This is a genomic window from Virgibacillus alimentarius (assembly GCF_000709085.1).
Lineage (GTDB): Bacteria > Bacillota > Bacilli > Bacillales > Amphibacillaceae > Virgibacillus_B > Virgibacillus_B alimentarius.
Map to the genome: position 1 here is coordinate 21,457 of NZ_JFBD01000052.1, position 15,696 is coordinate 37,152.

Here is a 15,696-nt window from a genome sequence, read left to right on the forward strand (position 1 = left end):
GGGTTACCCCCTTTTTTGGATGAAATTGCGAACGCTTTCATTGATGGTATGCTTTAATTCCATCATTTATAAGGCGGAAAGGAGAGACAAAATTGGATTTAAGTTTGATTGCATTTATTACGATATTTATTATTGTGTTACTGCTTATAAGCGGAAGAGTGTCACCAATTATTGCCTTGGTGCTTGTACCAATTATCGGTGCATTTTTTGCAGGTTTTGATATTACCCAAATCGGGGATTTCTTTGATGAAGGTATTGCATCCGTTATCAATGTTGTGATTATGTTTATTTTTGCAATCCTTTTCTTTGGGATTATGCAAGATGTCGGTTTGTTTGATCCACTTATCAATAAATTGATTGCTATTTCACGAGGGAACGTTATCGCGGTCAGTGTTGGGAGTGTTCTAATCGCAATGGTTGCACAATTGGATGGCTCTGGGGCTTCCACATTCTTAATTACCATTCCAGCGCTTCTCCCGCTATATAATCGATTGAAGATGAACCCATATTTACTCCTCTTATTGATCGGTGGAAGTGCAAGTGTGATGAACATGCTTCCATGGGCAGGCCCTTTGGGTCGTAGTGCTTCTGTACTAGAGATGGATGTTACCGAACTTTGGAGACCGTTAATACCAATCCAAATCATTGGAATGGTACTTATGATCGGTTTAGCTGTTTTCCTTGGGTATTTTGAACAACGCAGAATTCGAAAAAAATATGGTGATGTACAATCTGCTGCTGCGTTAGAAGAAGAGGCAGATGAAGATCAATCCGCAAATGAACCTCAAAATCGTAAATGGCAGCGACCAAAATTACTATGGGTCAACATCATGTTAGCGATAGCCGTTATTGGTGTTCTCGTATGGGGCATCATTCCGGCAGGTTTTGTCTTTATGATTGGTGTCAGTATCGCACTGCCAATTAATTATCCGAAAATGAGCGATCAAATGGAGCGAATCCGTGCACATGCCCCGAACGCATTAATGATGGCAACGATTATTCTTGCGGCAGGTTCGTTCTTGGGAATATTAAATGGCACAGGTATGCTGGATTCAATTGCTGAAGATACTGTCAAAGTCTTGCCTGCTTTTGTCGCCCCTTATGTCCATTTGATTATAGGATTTCTAGGTGTACCATTTGAATTATTACTAAGTACAGATGCATATTATTTCGCACTGCTCCCTGTCGTTGATCAAATTGCAGCAGGTTTTGATATTGCTTCGTTATCGACTGCATATTCCATGATCATCGGAAGTATTGTTGGTACTTTTATTAGTCCGTTCTCCCCAGCGCTTTGGCTCGGGCTAGGCCTTGCAGGACTTGAGATGGGGAAACATATACGTTATTCCATTTTATGGTTGTGGGCCATCAGCATTATTTTATTAATCGTTGCGTGCTTGATGGGGATCATCACCTTATAAGCATAAAAATAAGACTGCAGGAGCGGATGCACTGCAGTCTTATTATATGTTTGCTAATGATTCTTTTATTTCTTCATAGTTGGCATCCCAAAACTTCGAATCATTTTGGAATGATTTTGTCATGAATTTGATAATTTCTTTAAACTTCTCTTGATAGTTTTCTGCATCTTTCGGTGGAATGCTTGCTTTATGTTTATCAACAAACGCTGCGGTATATACTGATTTTGGTCCCCATTTTGCAACTTCATTCCCGTTCGCATCAATAAATATATAAATTGGAACTGTGCGGGATTTTCCATTGGTCAAATACTGATCCATTAATTCTAAGTTTTCATCGCGTAGTAGAACACGGACTGGCATTTCTGTTTTTTCTGCAAAGCGAAATAAAATCGGCAGATCCATCATACAATGACCGCACCAAGGCTCGGCAAGAACAATTACCCTTAAGTTTTTCTCTTTTACAGACTGAAAGAATGCGTTATCCTCTGGTAACGTAAAGTTTTTATAAACATGATGAAAACCATCTTTTAGTTTATCCAATGTTTTTGTATATTCTTCAGATGTTAATCCCTTATTAAACCAACCATTTAAATCCACTTTCGATCGACTCCTTTTATGATGATAACTATTTTCAGTATAAGCGATTGAATTACTAACGTAAATGGAACTGCTTTAAACAGAGGGTTATGCATTGTTGTTCATTTTCATATATAATAAAACTAAAGAAAATTCTTTTGATCAGCGGGCCGAAAGGAGCAGTTCATTTGAAAACGACTGCCGAATTAGCAAACAGCGTCAAAATAAAAGAATACAAAAACGGAGTATCGATCTTGGAAAAAGATGAGCTTCTAGAATTTATCGGGAAAGGTAGAAGTGCGGTTGTTTTTAAAATGAAACATACAAACAAAGCACTTAAAATATTTTTCCCGACATGTGCACAAATTGCTAAAGAAGAAGCTGACATATATAGAGTACTTGAAGGGAACGTATATTTCCCAAGATTATATGAAGCAGGTGATAATTACTTAGTAATGGACTATATTCAAGGGGTAACATTATTTGACTGTCTGGCCCAGGGGATAGAACTTAACGAGTTAGTCATTCAACAAGTGGACAAGGCCTTACTTTCTGCGAAACGGCTCGGACTTAATCCTTCAGACATCCACCTTAAAAATATTATTTTACTGCCCGAAGGAAAAATTAAAATTATTGATGTTGCCAGATTTAGACAAACGAAAGATTGCCGCCAATGGAAAGATTTAAAGAAAGCTTTTTTTAAGTTTTACAAAAAGAATTTCTTTCCGAAAAAAATTCCTGTATTTTTATTAAATTTCATTGCATTTTTATATAAAAAGGTAAGTTTCTCATTGCCTGTTGTATACACTCTTTTTTAAACAAAAAATGCCGTTTGCACGATTGCTTTATCGTCAAACGGCATTTTTTTGAGGTTGTAATTATTTTTTCTGTGATCCTTTCGAAATAACCCATACAATGAGTGCAATCAATAACATAAGGCCAGCACTAACTAAAAATGGAAGCCCTAATACTTCAGCAACGGTTCCTGAAATAAAAGAACCTGCAACTGCCCCTAGCGAAAAGAAGGCATAAAAAATACCATATGCTTTCCCGCGATCGACTTTGGAAGATGTTTCTGCAACAATTTGATTCATCGAAGGAAAGACAAGTGCAAATCCGCCACCATAAACGATCATAGCGAAAATACTGCTAAGGAAACTAGGGATAAAGCTCAGCATTGCAAGTGCGATAGCGATAAATGCAATACCGGTTAAAACAAGTCCCAGAGATGCGTACCTGTCATAAATTTTATTGATTGGTGTTAAAAAGATAATTAAAGCCACGATTCCAAAAATACTTAAAAGCATCCCGGTTGTTTCGGATGTAAGACCTAAATCATCCACTTTTAAAGGAAGTGCAAAGGCCAACGTGCCATTACTTACCATTAATGCAAAAGCAGCGAGGGAAGCTTGCATCAGTAGCGGATGTTTTAGGAGAGGAATAAAATGTTTCAGAGCAACTTTGTTTCTTTCACTGGAAACGAAGGATTCTTTAATAAATCTTGCTATTAATATAGAAGATATGATAAATAAGCCTGAAATCATTAAAAAAACAGATTCGATGGAAGCCCGTGCTGCCATAATTCCGCCGATAGCGGGGCCTATAATAGCGGCAATCCCAATACTCGCTCCGGTAAAGGCCATTGTTTTTCCTCTTGATTTATTGCTAGACATATCACCAACATATGCAAAAGCAGCCGGAATTAATATTCCTCCCGCAAGCCCGTGCAGGAGTCGGAAAATAAAAAGCTGTTCGCCAGTTTGTGCGTACGGATAAAAAAATAAAACAATGGCAACCGTAACCATCCCGGTAAGCAGCATTCGCTTACGTCCAAATCGATCAATCCAATGGCCGCCAACAACATTTCCAAGCATATTTGTAAGGGAATAAACTGCGACAATCGCTCCTGCTAAAATATGAGAAGCCCCTAATCCGAGTGCATAAGGGGTGATGATTGGCAACTGTACGAATGTATCTAAAAATGCAACAATGATAATGAAATAAAGTAGCTTGTTCATGTAATCGACCTTCTCTTTCTCTATACTTCTTTCATTATAACGCTCCATAAGTTGCCTGTCACTTTATGTATGATAAGATTCATTTTTTTGTAATAAGACTGTCTCATAGGAAGATAATCTCCTTAAAGACAGTCTCATTACGGCTACGAATTGTTCCTATTGTTCATACTTTCTTCGGCGATTTGGATCATTCGTTTGACCATTTCGCCACCTACCGATCCATTTTCACGTGCAGTTGTGTCAGCTCCAAGCTTTACATCAAATTCATTTGCAATTTCTTCTTTCATTGCATTTACTGCATTTTCCGCTTCAGGCACTGACAATGCATTTTTGCTTCTGTCATCCGCCATCGGTAATCCCTCCTTGGGATCGTTGAACAATTGGATGAACAGGATCACCTGTTCATCCTTTATTTTAAGCAGAAAACATTCTTTTATCCGTTCCAAAATATGGGGATATAAAGTAATTTTCAATCAAATTTGAATCTTTACAAAATGAATAGAAATCGCTATGATAGTACCAATTATGGACATTGGGAGTGTTTACGATGTGGACATTTGAGCAATCGAAAACGTTAAAACGTTTACCAGAGCAATTTTTTGCAAAACTTGTTCAAAAAGTGCAGCGCCTGAAGGATGAAGGACATGACGTGATTAATCTTGGGCAAGGAAATCCTGATTTGCCGACGCCGCCTTCAATTGTAAAGGCCTTGCAAAAAGCAGCTGAAGATCCGGTCAATCATAAGTATTCACCATTTAGCGGCCATACATATTTTAAAGAAGCAGTAGCAAAATTTTATCAGAGGGAATATGGAGTGGAAGTAGATCCAAAAAGGGAAGTATCCATCCTTTTTGGAGCAAAAACAGGCTTAGTGGAGATTAGCCAATGCTTATTGAATCCAGGTGATTTGGCATTACTGCCTGATCCGGGCTATCCGGATTATTTGTCTGGTATGGCGCTTGCCGATGCAAAACAAATATTGATGCCATTGTTAAAAGAGAATCATTTTTTACCTGATTACCATGCTATTTCTGAAGAAGACGCAGAAAAGGCCAAACTTCTTTTCTTAAATTATCCAAACAATCCTACGTCAGCAACTGCGACAAAGGAGTTTTTTGATGAAACGGTAGCTTTTGCAAAAAAACATCATCTATGTGTCGTTCATGATTTTGCCTATGGGGCGCTCGGTTTTGATGGGGAGAAGCCGCGCAGTTTTCTCCAATCAGAAGGAGCAAAAGAAATTGGAGTCGAAATGTATACGATGTCAAAAACATATAATATGGCAGGATGGCGCGTCGCTTTTGCAGTAGGCAATCCATCTGTAATCGAAAGCATTGATTTAATCCAGGATCACTTGTATGTAAGTTTATTCGGCGCCATTCAGTATGCGGCGGCCCAGGCACTTCTTGGAGATCAGACTGCTGTAAGAGAACTGGTTCAAACTTATGAGCGCCGGCGCAATCGTTTTATCAAAGCAGTGAAGGAAATTGGCTGGAAAGTGGATATGCCAAAGGGGACATTCTTTGCCTGGCTTCCGGTTCCAAGTGGGTATACTTCACAGGAATTTGCTGATTTACTGCTTGAGAAAGCCCATGTTGCTGTGGCTCCTGGAAATGGATTCGGATGTACAGGTGAGGGATATGTACGGGTTGGACTGCTTGATTCAGAAGAAAGATTAGAGGTAGCTGCCAAACGCATAGGAGAATTAGGTTTGTTTTAGGAAATAAAGGACTTGCGTTAAAGCAAGTCCTCCCTGAATTTAAGTCGAAGGTCGATTTGATTTGCTGTATTTCTTCTCATCTTTTGTTTTCATTGCATTTAACTCTTCTTTGCTTTTGTTTTTTGTTTTCGTTTTATCTTTTGCCAATGAAAATGCCTCCTTTATATTTAGTATGGTACACTTCATAAAAAATAATAGGTTAAAAAATTTTTCCCTTGTTTAATCTTGCAATCCATGTATAATTGTTAATGAATTCAAAATAAAATAATCGATTTAAAATGATCACCTCTAGGGGAGCTTTATGAAGCTGAGAAAGACGCAAACAGTCTTGACCCTTGAACTTGAACTAGTTAGTACTAGCGGAAGGAAGCGGTGTGGTATTTTGTATATTTTTGTATTGGCAACAATACAGATATTTGACGTACGATACATGCTAAAGCCACTTTCTTCGTGAAAGGGCTTTTTTTAATGGAAATGGAGGATTATCAAATGGAAAAAGATATCCAATCGATTATGAAGCAGGTAGATGAGAGGCAAGAAGAACTGCTTGATTTATTAAAAACATTAATTCGTTTTAGGACACCTGCACCACCAGCACGAAACACGGAAGAGGTACAAGCATATATTGCATCATTTTTAAAAAACAAAGGTTTTGATATTGACACGTGGGATGTATATCCGAATGACCCGAATGTTGTCGGAGTATTAAAAGGAAAAGAATCGGATGCTTATCAGAGCCTAATGATTAATGGTCATGTTGATGTTGCAGAAATTGGAGAGGATGAACAATGGGAAGTTGATCCGTTTATCCCGGTTGTGAGAGATGACGTGATCATTGGACGCGGAGCAGCAGATATGAAAGGTGGGCTTGCTGGAGCTTTATTTGCGATTCAACTGCTTTTTGAAGCCGGCGTTGAACTGCCGGGAGATCTGACTTTTCAATCGGTAATCGGTGAAGAAGTTGGAGAAGCAGGTACACTGGAATGCTGCAAGCGGGGTTATGAGGCGGACTTTGCCGTTGTTGTGGATACGAGTGATTTAGAGATTCATGGTCAAGGCGGTGTGATAACAGGGTGGATTACGATTAAAAGTGAGAATACGTATCATGATGCGACCAGAAGAAATATGGTCCATGCAGGTGGAAATTTATTCGCAGCAAGTGCCATTAATAAAATGGTGAAAATTTTAAATGGTCTGGAGGACCTGGAGCGCCACTGGGCTGTGACGAAAAGTTACCCTGGTTATCCGCCTGGAACAAATACGATTAATCCCGCTGTAATTGAAGGGGGGCGACACGCAGCATTTATTGCAGATGAATGCCGCCTATGGATTACAGTTCATTATTATCCAAATGAAACACATGAAACGGTGGCTAAAGAAGTAGAAGAGCACATCCTAAACGTCGCTGCAGCAGACCCATGGCTAAAGGAAAATCCCCCTCTTTTTACATGGGGAGGAACGTCTATGATTGAAGATCGCGGCGAAATTTTCCCTTCTTTGGAAGTGGATGAGAATCACGAAGCAGTGAACCTTTTGGCAAATTCACATCAACATGTTACAGGTGCAGAAGTCATTAAAGGTGTTTCTCAATCTGTAACAGATGGTGGCTGGCTTGGAGATGCAGGTATTCCAACAGCTATTTATGGTCCTGGTGATACATTCAATGCACATAGTGTTAATGAACAGCTTTCCATTTCACAATTGATAGACTACACAAAAATAATGATTAAATTTATTTATGAATGGACACATACAGCTAAAACAAAACAAGGAGTGTCAGCCAACCATGATCCATCAGCAGAAAATGCAAGCTCGATGTAAAAATAGCCTTCAGAATGTGAGGGAAATCAGATGAGCAAAGCCGTACTCGAATTTAAAGATGTGTCTTTTCAATATCAGGAAGCGGACAAGTCAGTAGATCTGCTTGATTCACTTCACTTCCGGGTTTTTGACGGGGAGTTTATCAGTATTATTGGTGCGAGTGGTTCAGGTAAATCAACGTTGTTCCGTCTGATTACTGGCCTAGAGCAGCCTGTGAGTGGATCGATCCATATAAACGGGGAGCAGCGGCCAAATCGACTAGGCAGTGTTGGTTACATGCCCCAGCAAGATTTACTCATGCCATGGCGCACTATCTATGAGAATGCTGTATTGCCGCTCGAGATAAAAGGTGTTAGCAAGCAGGATGCACATCAGCAGGTTGTGAAAGGATTGAAAGAATTTGGGCTAAGTGGGTATGAGCAGAACTATCCAAGCGACTTATCCGGTGGAATGAAACAGCGCGTATCTTTTTTAAGAGCTGTCTTAAGCGGTTCGAATATCTTGCTGCTGGACGAGCCGTTTAGTGCACTGGATGCGATGACAAAACTGTCGATGCAGGAGTGGTTGCTTGCGCAGTGGGAGAAAAGAGGCCAAACCATTTTATTTATTACCCATGATGTAAATGAGGCATTATTTTTATCTGATCGTATTTTTATTTTAACAGAGAGGCCCGTAAAACAGCTCAAAGAAGCAGTTGTCCCAATGAATCGCCCACGAACCTTAAGTGGTCTTCATGCTCCGGAAGTAACAAAAATGAAGGAGCAGCTAATTGAACAACTTCGAGAGAGGATTAGCCTATGAGAAATTATCTCCCCTCGATTTTATTAATTGCTGTTTTCGTCATCGTTTGGGAGGTTGGGGCAAGGATTGTTAATACGGAATTTATTTTACCAGCTCCTTCAGGAATTGGACTCAAACTTTGGGACTTAAAAGGATTGCTCTTGAAAGAACATCTCACGTCCACATTACTGATTATTGTGATTGGGCTTGCCATTTCCATTGTGCTTGGAATTGCTCTAGCGATTACGATGACGCAAAGCAGCGTAATGGAAAAAACATTTTATCCGATTATTATTACATCACAAACAATTCCAATCATCGCACTTGCTCCAATTTTTGTACTGTGGTTCGGGTATTCGATATGGAGTAAAGTCGTTGTGACAATTTTAATCACATTTTTTCCGATAACGGTTAGCACATACGACGGGCTGCGTTCCAGCAGTAAAGAGCTAAAGGAATTGCTGTTAACCATGGGGGCAAGCAAAAAGGATATATTTTTCAAATTAGATGTTCCTTCTGCTATCCCTTACTTTTTTTCTGGCATGAAAGTGGCTGTACCGCTCAGTGTAATCGGCGCTGCTATTGGTGAATGGCTGGGCGCCCAAGAAGGACTTGGCTACTTCAGCAGAAGAATGATGACGCAGTTTGACGGTGCGGGTGTGTTTGCACCGATTGTCATCCTATCATTATTAGGAATTATTTTCTTTTTAATTGTAATTATGTTCGAAAAAAAGGCATTAAAATGGAGGAAATAACATTGAAAAAAGCATTGGTATTATTTATAGCTATAGCTCTAGGAGCTACTCTTACGGCATGTGGGGATAAAGAAGCAACAGGAAAAGCAGATGAATTAAAGGAACTGGACGTTATGCTTGATTGGTATCCGAATGCTGTACATAGCTTTTTATATGTAGCAAAAGAAAAAGGATATTTTGAAGAAGAAGGGCTCGACGTATCGATTCAATTTCCGGCAAATCCGACAGACCCGCTCAATTTAGCGGCTTCCGGAAAAATAGATATCGGATTTTATTATCAGCCGGATGTCATTATGGCTAGAGCAAATGAAGACATCCCAGTAAAGTCAACAGGTGTTGTTGTTCGTTCACCACTAAATCATCTTGTGTTTAAAGAAGATAGTCCTGTACAAACACCGAAAGATTTTGAAGGCAAAAAAGTCGGCTACCCAGGTATTCCTTTAAATGAAGCTATCTTAAAAACAATGGTGAAAAGTGACGGCGGGGACCCAGAAGCAGTTGAAATGGTCAATGTGGAATTTGAATTAGGATCTTCACTTATTGCTGACAAAGTAGACGGTGTGATCGGAGCTTATATTAATCACGAAGTTCCGGTGCTTGAAAGTAAAGGGCATGGGATCGCATATAATAATCCTGTTGATTATGGTGTCCCAAGTTACTATGAACTAGTAGGTGTAACAAGTGACCAAACATGGGAAGACGAGCAAAAAAAGATTGAAGCATTTTGGCGTGCAGCAGAAAAAGGATATGATTTTATGGAAAAAAAGCCAGACGAAGCGTTGGATATTCTGTTAGATAATCAGGACGAGGCTAATTTCCCGCTGGATGAGGAAGTGGAGACAAAAAGCATGGAAATTTTACTGCCAAAAATGGAATCTGAACATGGTTTTGGAAGCCAAAGTGAAGATGCATGGCAAGAGACAGCTGATTGGCTGAAGGAAACAGGATTAATTGAAGAAATACCAGAGATGGAAGATTTGTTTGTAGAATAGCGAAGCTTTAAATCTATCGTAAACGAAATAAAATGAATGTTGACAATCAGCCTCTATACTGTATATTATTCTAGTAATAGAATGATAGAGAATAGAGGTTTTTTATGATGAAGTTACGTGATATGATGTACATTTCTTTATTTGCAGCAATTGTTGGTGTATTAGGTTTCTTCCCTCCAATACCACTTCCGTTCAGTCCCGTACCGATTACCGCTCAAACACTTGGAGTGATGCTAGCCGGAGGGATTTTAGGAGCACGTCGGGGCGGTCTAAGTTTACTCTTATTTATCATCCTTGTTGCCATTGGTACGCCACTTTTATCAGGTGGAAGGGGCGGATTAGGTCCATTGCTTGGCCCTGGCGGAGGATATATTATTAGTTGGCCTATAGCTGCATGGACAATCGGTTATCTTGTAGAAAAAAGTTGGAATAAATTATCATTATGGAAGATACTCTTGTACAATGTACTAGGTGGAATTTTATTAATCTATGCTGGTGGCGTTACTTATTTATCCATTGCAGGAAATCTCCCGTGGCTGCCAACAGCTATCAGCGCACTTGCATTTTTGCCTGGTGACTTAACGAAAGCTGTAGTTTCCAGCTATATTACATGGAAAATCAGCAAAGCATACCCGCTGATAACTCCAAAAAAGCACCAACAACCAATAAAAAGGGTGGGATAAATGGGAATTGGGAAACAGATTGAACAGATCGCACAAGAGCATCCAGACAAAGCAGCGCTTATATTCAAAAATAACTTTATAACGTATGATGCATTTTATCAATCCATATGCCATATACAAAAACACCTATTATATATTGGTGATACGAAAAGGCCTCAAAAAGTTGCCGTTCTTATCGGAAACGAGCCGGCATTTCTTGAAGTATTCTTTGCGGTAGTGACACTTGGATGGACCGCAATTCCTTTTGATCCAAAATGGAGTGAAAGGGAAGCAGCACAGGTAATGAGCAAAGCAGAAGCTGATATCTATTTAAAAAGTAAACAATTTACGGAATATGCTCCGTACATGGTTGACGCAGCTTATGATATCGAAGAAATAAAAGCCACTCCTATCATTGGCGATTCGCTGCCTCCATGGAATGTACATACTTCTGAACATTTTTATCTTGGATTTACATCTGGTTCAACAGGATCTCCAAAAGGATTTATTAGAAACCATACGTCTTGGTTAGAAAGCTTTAAAGCAGGTGAGGAAGCATTTCAATATGGAAGGGATGATGTCATTATGGCACCCGGGCCGTTATGTCATTCCTTATCCTTATTTGGAGCGATCCATGCACTCCATATGGGTGCCACTTTTCATTTGACAACAACTTTTTCTGCATCAAGCATTCTCAGTCATTTAAGAAAAGGATGTACAAGTGTCTTATACGCAGTTCCTACAATGCTACAAAGCCTTATGCAACATCTAACAAAACCGATCAAAAGAAAAATCACCTTTCTTTCTTCAGGCGCAAAACTGGATTCCAGATTGAGACATAAACTAGGAAACGCATTTCCAGAAAGTATTATTTATGAATATTACGGTGCTTCTGAATTAAGCTATGTTTCTTTTTCTTCGGAAGAGCTATCTTCCAAATACCCGGGTAGCGTAGGAAAGCCCTTTCCAGGAGTACAAATAACGGTACGAAATAGCAACGGGGAACCAGTACCAAACGGAAATATTGGAAAAATATATATCGAAAGTGATTTTTTATTTGATGGGTATGTCCATGAACCAGAAGAAACGAAAAAAGTATTAACCGATTTTGGTGCGAATATTGAAGATCTTGGATGGATGAATGATGAAGGTGTTCTTACGATCGTTGGCAGAGAAAAGAACATGATGATCAGTGGAGGGCTGAATGTTTTTCCTGAAGAAATAGAAAAAGTAATGAAAGAAAAGGATACAGTAAAAGAAGCAATTGTAATCGGAATACAGGATGAATACTGGGGGCAAAAGGTGATAGCTTTGATTCAATGGAAAGGGAAAGCATATCCGGATTCTCTCCATTTGCATTGCAAACAGCGATTAGCTTCTTATAAAGTACCAAAAGCTTTTTATGAAATAGAAGCGTTTCCTTATACATCCACTGGTAAAATTGCACGGAAGGAAATTGAAATGAAATGGCGTGATTTGATAAATGAATACACCTGTAATTGTTAAAGCAAAACGGACAGCTGTAGGTAAAGTTGGCGGCATATTTAAAAACGTTGCTCCTGAAAAGTTAGGCGCAGCGGTTATTCAAGCATTGATCAAGGAAAGTAAAATGGATCCGGCAGCCATTGATGAAGTGATCCTTGGAAATGTTGTCGGTCCAGGTGGTAATATGGCAAGACTTACAGCACTTTCAGCCGGACTTCCAGCAGATGTTCCGGGTGTTACAGTCGACAGGCAATGTGGATCAGGTCTAGAAGCTATTCAAATGGCGTGTAGACATGTTCAAGCTGGTGCTGGAGAAATTTATATTGCTGGTGGGATTGAAAGCAGTAGCTTGGCGCCTTGGAAATTGGCAAAGCCTGCTTCCCTGTATCAACCACCGACATTATTCACACGTGCACGTTTTTCTCCTGATACGATTGGTGATCCAGAAATGGGAGAAGCGGCTGAAAACGTAGCAAAAGCGTATCAAATTTCCAGAGAAGAGCAGGATTTATTTGCTTATCATAGCCATCAAAAAGCAATTGCTGCCCAAGAGGAAAATAGATTTACGGAAGAAATCACAGTCGTACAGGGGAAAGATCAGGATGAATGTCCCAGGTCTCGATTAACGATGAAACGGCTTGCTAAGCTGCCTGCCCTTTTTAAAGAAAATGGTACGGTAACAGCAGGTAATGCGTGTCCCGTGAATGATGGGGCTGCTGCTGTTTTAGTCATGTCTGAGAAAAAGTGCCAGGAACTTGGCTTAAAACCAATATTAAAATTTATTGATGCGACAAGTGCTGGAGTAGATCCAAATCTTCTTGGTGTAGGACCCATTCCTGCTGTTCATAAACTGCTGAATCGAACAAATTTGTCAATGAAAGATATTGATGTAATCGAATTTAATGAAGCATTTGCTTCCCAAGTATTAGCATCTGCAAAGGAACTTGCTATTGAGTTTGATCGAATGAATGTTGGCGGAGGAGCACTTGCTTTTGGTCACCCGTACGGTGCTTCGGGTGCCATTCTTGTTACACGCTTATGTACAGAAATTCAAAGGCTAAAAGGAAAACGAGCGCTGGCAACACTTGGAATTGGCGGCGGGCTTGGATTAGCAGCGCTATTTGAGAGGTGTGAATAAACTGGAAAAGGTATCCCAATTATAAAAGGGGATTAAACACGAATATATAGGATAAGGGGGACAGCCCCCTTACCCTATATATTTACACCGCTTGCCATTTGTTGCTTAAGCTCCAGTCTTCGTTGATGGAGGATAGGCTCCGTATACCCGCTTGGCTGATCTCTTCCCTTCAACACGAGATCGCAAGCAGCCTGGAAAGCGATTGATTTTTCAAAGTCATTAGACATTGGCATATAGTCTGGATCGTTTGCATTTTGCTCATCTACAATCTTGGCCATACGCTTCATCGTTTCGATTACTTGTTCTTTTGTACATATTCCGTGGTAGAGCCAATTGGCAATGTGCTGGCTTGAAATTCTTAAGGTAGCACGGTCTTCCATTAATCCAACATTATTTATATCCGGCACTTTCGAACAGCCTACACCCTGATTAATCCAGCGAACAACATAACCTAAGATTCCCTGTGCATTATTATTCAATTCTTCTTGAATTTCATCATTGCTCCAATTTGATTCTTCAGCAATTGGTATTGTCAGTAGATCGTTTTGGAGTGTTGTGATTTGTTTTTCTAATTCGATTTGCTTATCTTTTACATTTATTTGATGATAATGGATCGCATGTAATGTCGCTGCTGTAGGTGATGGAACCCACGCAGTATTCGCACCTGCTTTTGGATGTGCTAGTTTTTCATCAAGCATGTTTTTCATTTTATCGGGAGCTGCCCACATGCCTTTTCCGATTTGTGCATGATTCGAAAAACCTGCACCAAGTCCAGTAAATACATTCGATTTTTCATAGGCAGCGATCCAGGTAGATGCTTTCATATCTTGCTTTCTGATCATTGGGCCTGCTTCCATAGATGTATGAATTTCATCTCCCGTACGATCCAGAAAACCAGTATTAATAAATGCGATACGTTCTTTTACTTCTTTAATAGCGGCTTTCAGGTTGAGAGAAATACGGCGCTCCTCATCCATTAAACCAATTTTTAGTGTATTTCTTTCTAGAGATAGCATATCTTCTACACGGTTAAAAAGCTTGTTTGCAAAAGCTGCTTCTTCTGGACTATGCATTTTTGGTTTCACAATATAGATAGAACCCTTACGTGAATTGTCATAAACGCCCTTTTTCAGCAATGAATGTTTTCCTATTAAACTCGTAATCACAGCATCTAACATTCCTTCGTAAACCTCTGCATTATCTTTGTTTAATATAGCACTATTTGTCATTAAATGCCCTACATTACGTACAAACATCAGAGATCTTCCGAATAAGGAAAATTCTTTATGATCAAGAGATTGATAGATTCGATCTGGATTCAGTGTACGTGTTACTTCTTTCCCACCTTTTTTAAATGATGTGGATAAATCGCCCTTCATTAATCCAAGCCAGTTACGATAAACCTCTACTTTATCCTCCGCATCAACTGCTGCAACGGAATCTTCACAGTCAATAATGGTAGAAAGTGCTGCCTCTAATACAATATCTTTGATTCCAGCATCATCTGTTTTTCCGATTGGATCGGAAGGATCAATTTGCATATCAAAGTGTAAACCATTATTTTTAAATAAGATCGACGTAGGGCTATTTGCATTCCCCTGAAAACCAGTTAGCTTTTCATTTTCTTTTAAACTAGTTACGGTACCATCTTTAAGCGTAACAACTAATTCACCATCAACGATCGAATAGTTCCCGACGTTTTTATGTGTACCCTTTTGGAGAGGGATGGTTTCGTCTAAAAATTCTCTTCCGAATTCAATTACTTTTTGACCGCGGATCGGATTATATTCGGCCGTTTTATCTGCTCCATTTTCCTCACTAATGACATCTGTTCCGTAAAGTGCATCATAGAGACTGCCCCAGCGAGAATTGGCAGCATTTAATGCATAACGCGAATTATTGACCGGAACAACGAGCTGAGGTCCAGCTTGTTTCAACTCGTCATCTACATTTTCTGTTTCAATACGAAAATCTTCCGGAATAGGTTGCAGGTACCCTATCTCTTTTAAAAATTGTTTGTACGAGTGGAAATCATTTGACTTATTTTCTTTATGGTACTGATTCATTTTCTCCTGTAAGTCTTTTCTCTTTTCAAGGATAGCGTCATTTTCAGGTGTTAAATCATTAATCAGTTTTTCAAAATCAATCCAAAACTGTTGTGTATCAGTTTCACTTCCAGGGATTGCCTCTTTATTAATGAATTCATAAAGGTTTTTGGCAACTTTCAGTGATCCTACATCTACATATCCATTCATATTTTAACCCTCCATTAAAAATTGCAGCTTTTGTTATATAACAGAACCTTAGTGAGTATTATAGACAGAAATT

Annotated in this window: 14 protein-coding genes and 1 riboswitch; of the genes, 10 read left to right on the top strand and 4 right to left on the bottom strand. The window is 39.4% G+C overall.

Annotated features, from left to right (window positions below; all coding sequences use genetic code 11):
• The first annotated feature begins 92 nt into the window (after positions 1 to 92).
• Positions 93 to 1,421 (top strand): CitMHS family transporter, encoded by a 1,329-nt coding sequence (locus GZ63_RS0109175; protein WP_029268838.1) that lies wholly within the window; start codon positions 93 to 95, stop codon positions 1,419 to 1,421.
• A gap of 42 nt (positions 1,422 to 1,463) precedes the next feature.
• On the opposite strand, the gene GZ63_RS0109180 is transcribed toward GZ63_RS0109175, so the two are convergent.
• Positions 1,464 to 2,018 carry a thioredoxin family protein gene (locus GZ63_RS0109180; RefSeq protein WP_029268840.1) on the bottom strand — a complete coding sequence of 185 codons (555 nt, stop codon included), beginning with the start codon at positions 2,016 to 2,018 and terminating at the stop codon, positions 1,464 to 1,466.
• 233 nt (positions 2,019 to 2,251) lie between these two features.
• Here GZ63_RS0109180 and GZ63_RS0109185 point away from each other — a divergent pair, with 233 nt between their 5' ends.
• Positions 2,252 to 2,815, top strand: a complete 564-nt coding sequence (locus GZ63_RS0109185) for an AarF/UbiB family protein (protein WP_226374365.1) — start codon at positions 2,252 to 2,254, stop codon at positions 2,813 to 2,815.
• 60 nt (positions 2,816 to 2,875) lie between these two features.
• Here the strand turns inward: GZ63_RS0109185 and GZ63_RS0109190 are convergent, their stop codons facing one another.
• Together GZ63_RS0109190 and GZ63_RS0109200 are read right to left on the bottom strand one after the other, a co-directional pair.
• On the bottom strand, positions 2,876 to 4,015 hold the full coding sequence (locus GZ63_RS0109190) for an MFS transporter (protein ID WP_029268844.1): 1,140 nt from the start codon (positions 4,013 to 4,015) through the stop codon (positions 2,876 to 2,878).
• Positions 4,016 to 4,158: 143 nt separating this feature from the next.
• Complete coding sequence (locus tag GZ63_RS0109200) at positions 4,159 to 4,365, bottom strand: alpha/beta-type small acid-soluble spore protein (RefSeq protein ID WP_029268847.1); 207 nt, start codon at positions 4,363 to 4,365, stop codon at positions 4,159 to 4,161.
• A gap of 197 nt (positions 4,366 to 4,562) precedes the next feature.
• On the opposite strand from GZ63_RS0109200, the gene GZ63_RS0109205 reads away from it, so the two are divergent.
• The 8 genes from GZ63_RS0109205 (at position 4,563) to GZ63_RS0109245 (ending at position 13,368) form a co-directional block, all read left to right on the top strand.
• Positions 4,563 to 5,735, top strand: coding sequence for a pyridoxal phosphate-dependent aminotransferase (locus GZ63_RS0109205; protein WP_029268849.1), 1,173 nt, complete (start codon positions 4,563 to 4,565; stop codon positions 5,733 to 5,735).
• Between the two features lie 280 nt (positions 5,736 to 6,015).
• Positions 6,016 to 6,120: riboswitch (TPP riboswitch) on the top strand.
• A gap of 104 nt (positions 6,121 to 6,224) precedes the next feature.
• The gene (locus GZ63_RS0109215; RefSeq protein WP_029268850.1) at positions 6,225 to 7,556 is read left to right on the top strand and encodes an acetylornithine deacetylase; all 1,332 of its coding nucleotides are present in this window, start codon (positions 6,225 to 6,227) and stop codon (positions 7,554 to 7,556) included.
• A 30-nt stretch (positions 7,557 to 7,586) separates the two neighbouring features.
• Complete coding sequence (locus GZ63_RS0109220; protein WP_029268852.1) at positions 7,587 to 8,357, top strand: ABC transporter ATP-binding protein; 771 nt, start codon at positions 7,587 to 7,589, stop codon at positions 8,355 to 8,357.
• On the top strand, positions 8,354 to 9,091 hold the full coding sequence (locus tag GZ63_RS0109225) for an ABC transporter permease (protein WP_029268854.1): 738 nt from the start codon (positions 8,354 to 8,356) through the stop codon (positions 9,089 to 9,091). The genes GZ63_RS0109220 and GZ63_RS0109225 overlap by 4 nt, the downstream gene beginning before the upstream one ends.
• Before the next feature lie 2 nt (positions 9,092 to 9,093).
• The gene (locus tag GZ63_RS0109230; protein WP_029268856.1) at positions 9,094 to 10,083 is read left to right on the top strand and encodes an ABC transporter substrate-binding protein; all 990 of its coding nucleotides are present in this window, start codon (positions 9,094 to 9,096) and stop codon (positions 10,081 to 10,083) included.
• A gap of 104 nt (positions 10,084 to 10,187) precedes the next feature.
• Entirely contained in the window at positions 10,188 to 10,766 is a 579-nt protein-coding gene (locus GZ63_RS0109235; protein WP_226374367.1) for a biotin transporter BioY, read from the top strand.
• Positions 10,767 to 12,251: an AMP-binding protein gene (locus GZ63_RS0109240; RefSeq protein ID WP_029268860.1), complete on the top strand. Its 1,485-nt coding sequence runs from the start codon at positions 10,767 to 10,769 to the stop codon at positions 12,249 to 12,251. It abuts the gene before it with no gap.
• Positions 12,229 to 13,368, top strand: coding sequence for a thiolase family protein (locus GZ63_RS0109245; protein ID WP_029268862.1), 1,140 nt, complete (start codon positions 12,229 to 12,231; stop codon positions 13,366 to 13,368). Before GZ63_RS0109240 ends, GZ63_RS0109245 begins: the two co-directional genes overlap by 23 nt.
• Positions 13,369 to 13,442: 74 nt before the next feature.
• Here the strand turns inward: GZ63_RS0109245 and GZ63_RS0109250 are convergent, their stop codons facing one another.
• Positions 13,443 to 15,623, bottom strand: a complete 2,181-nt coding sequence (locus GZ63_RS0109250; RefSeq protein ID WP_029268864.1) for a malate synthase G — start codon at positions 15,621 to 15,623, stop codon at positions 13,443 to 13,445.
• Positions 15,624 to 15,696 lie beyond the last annotated feature (73 nt).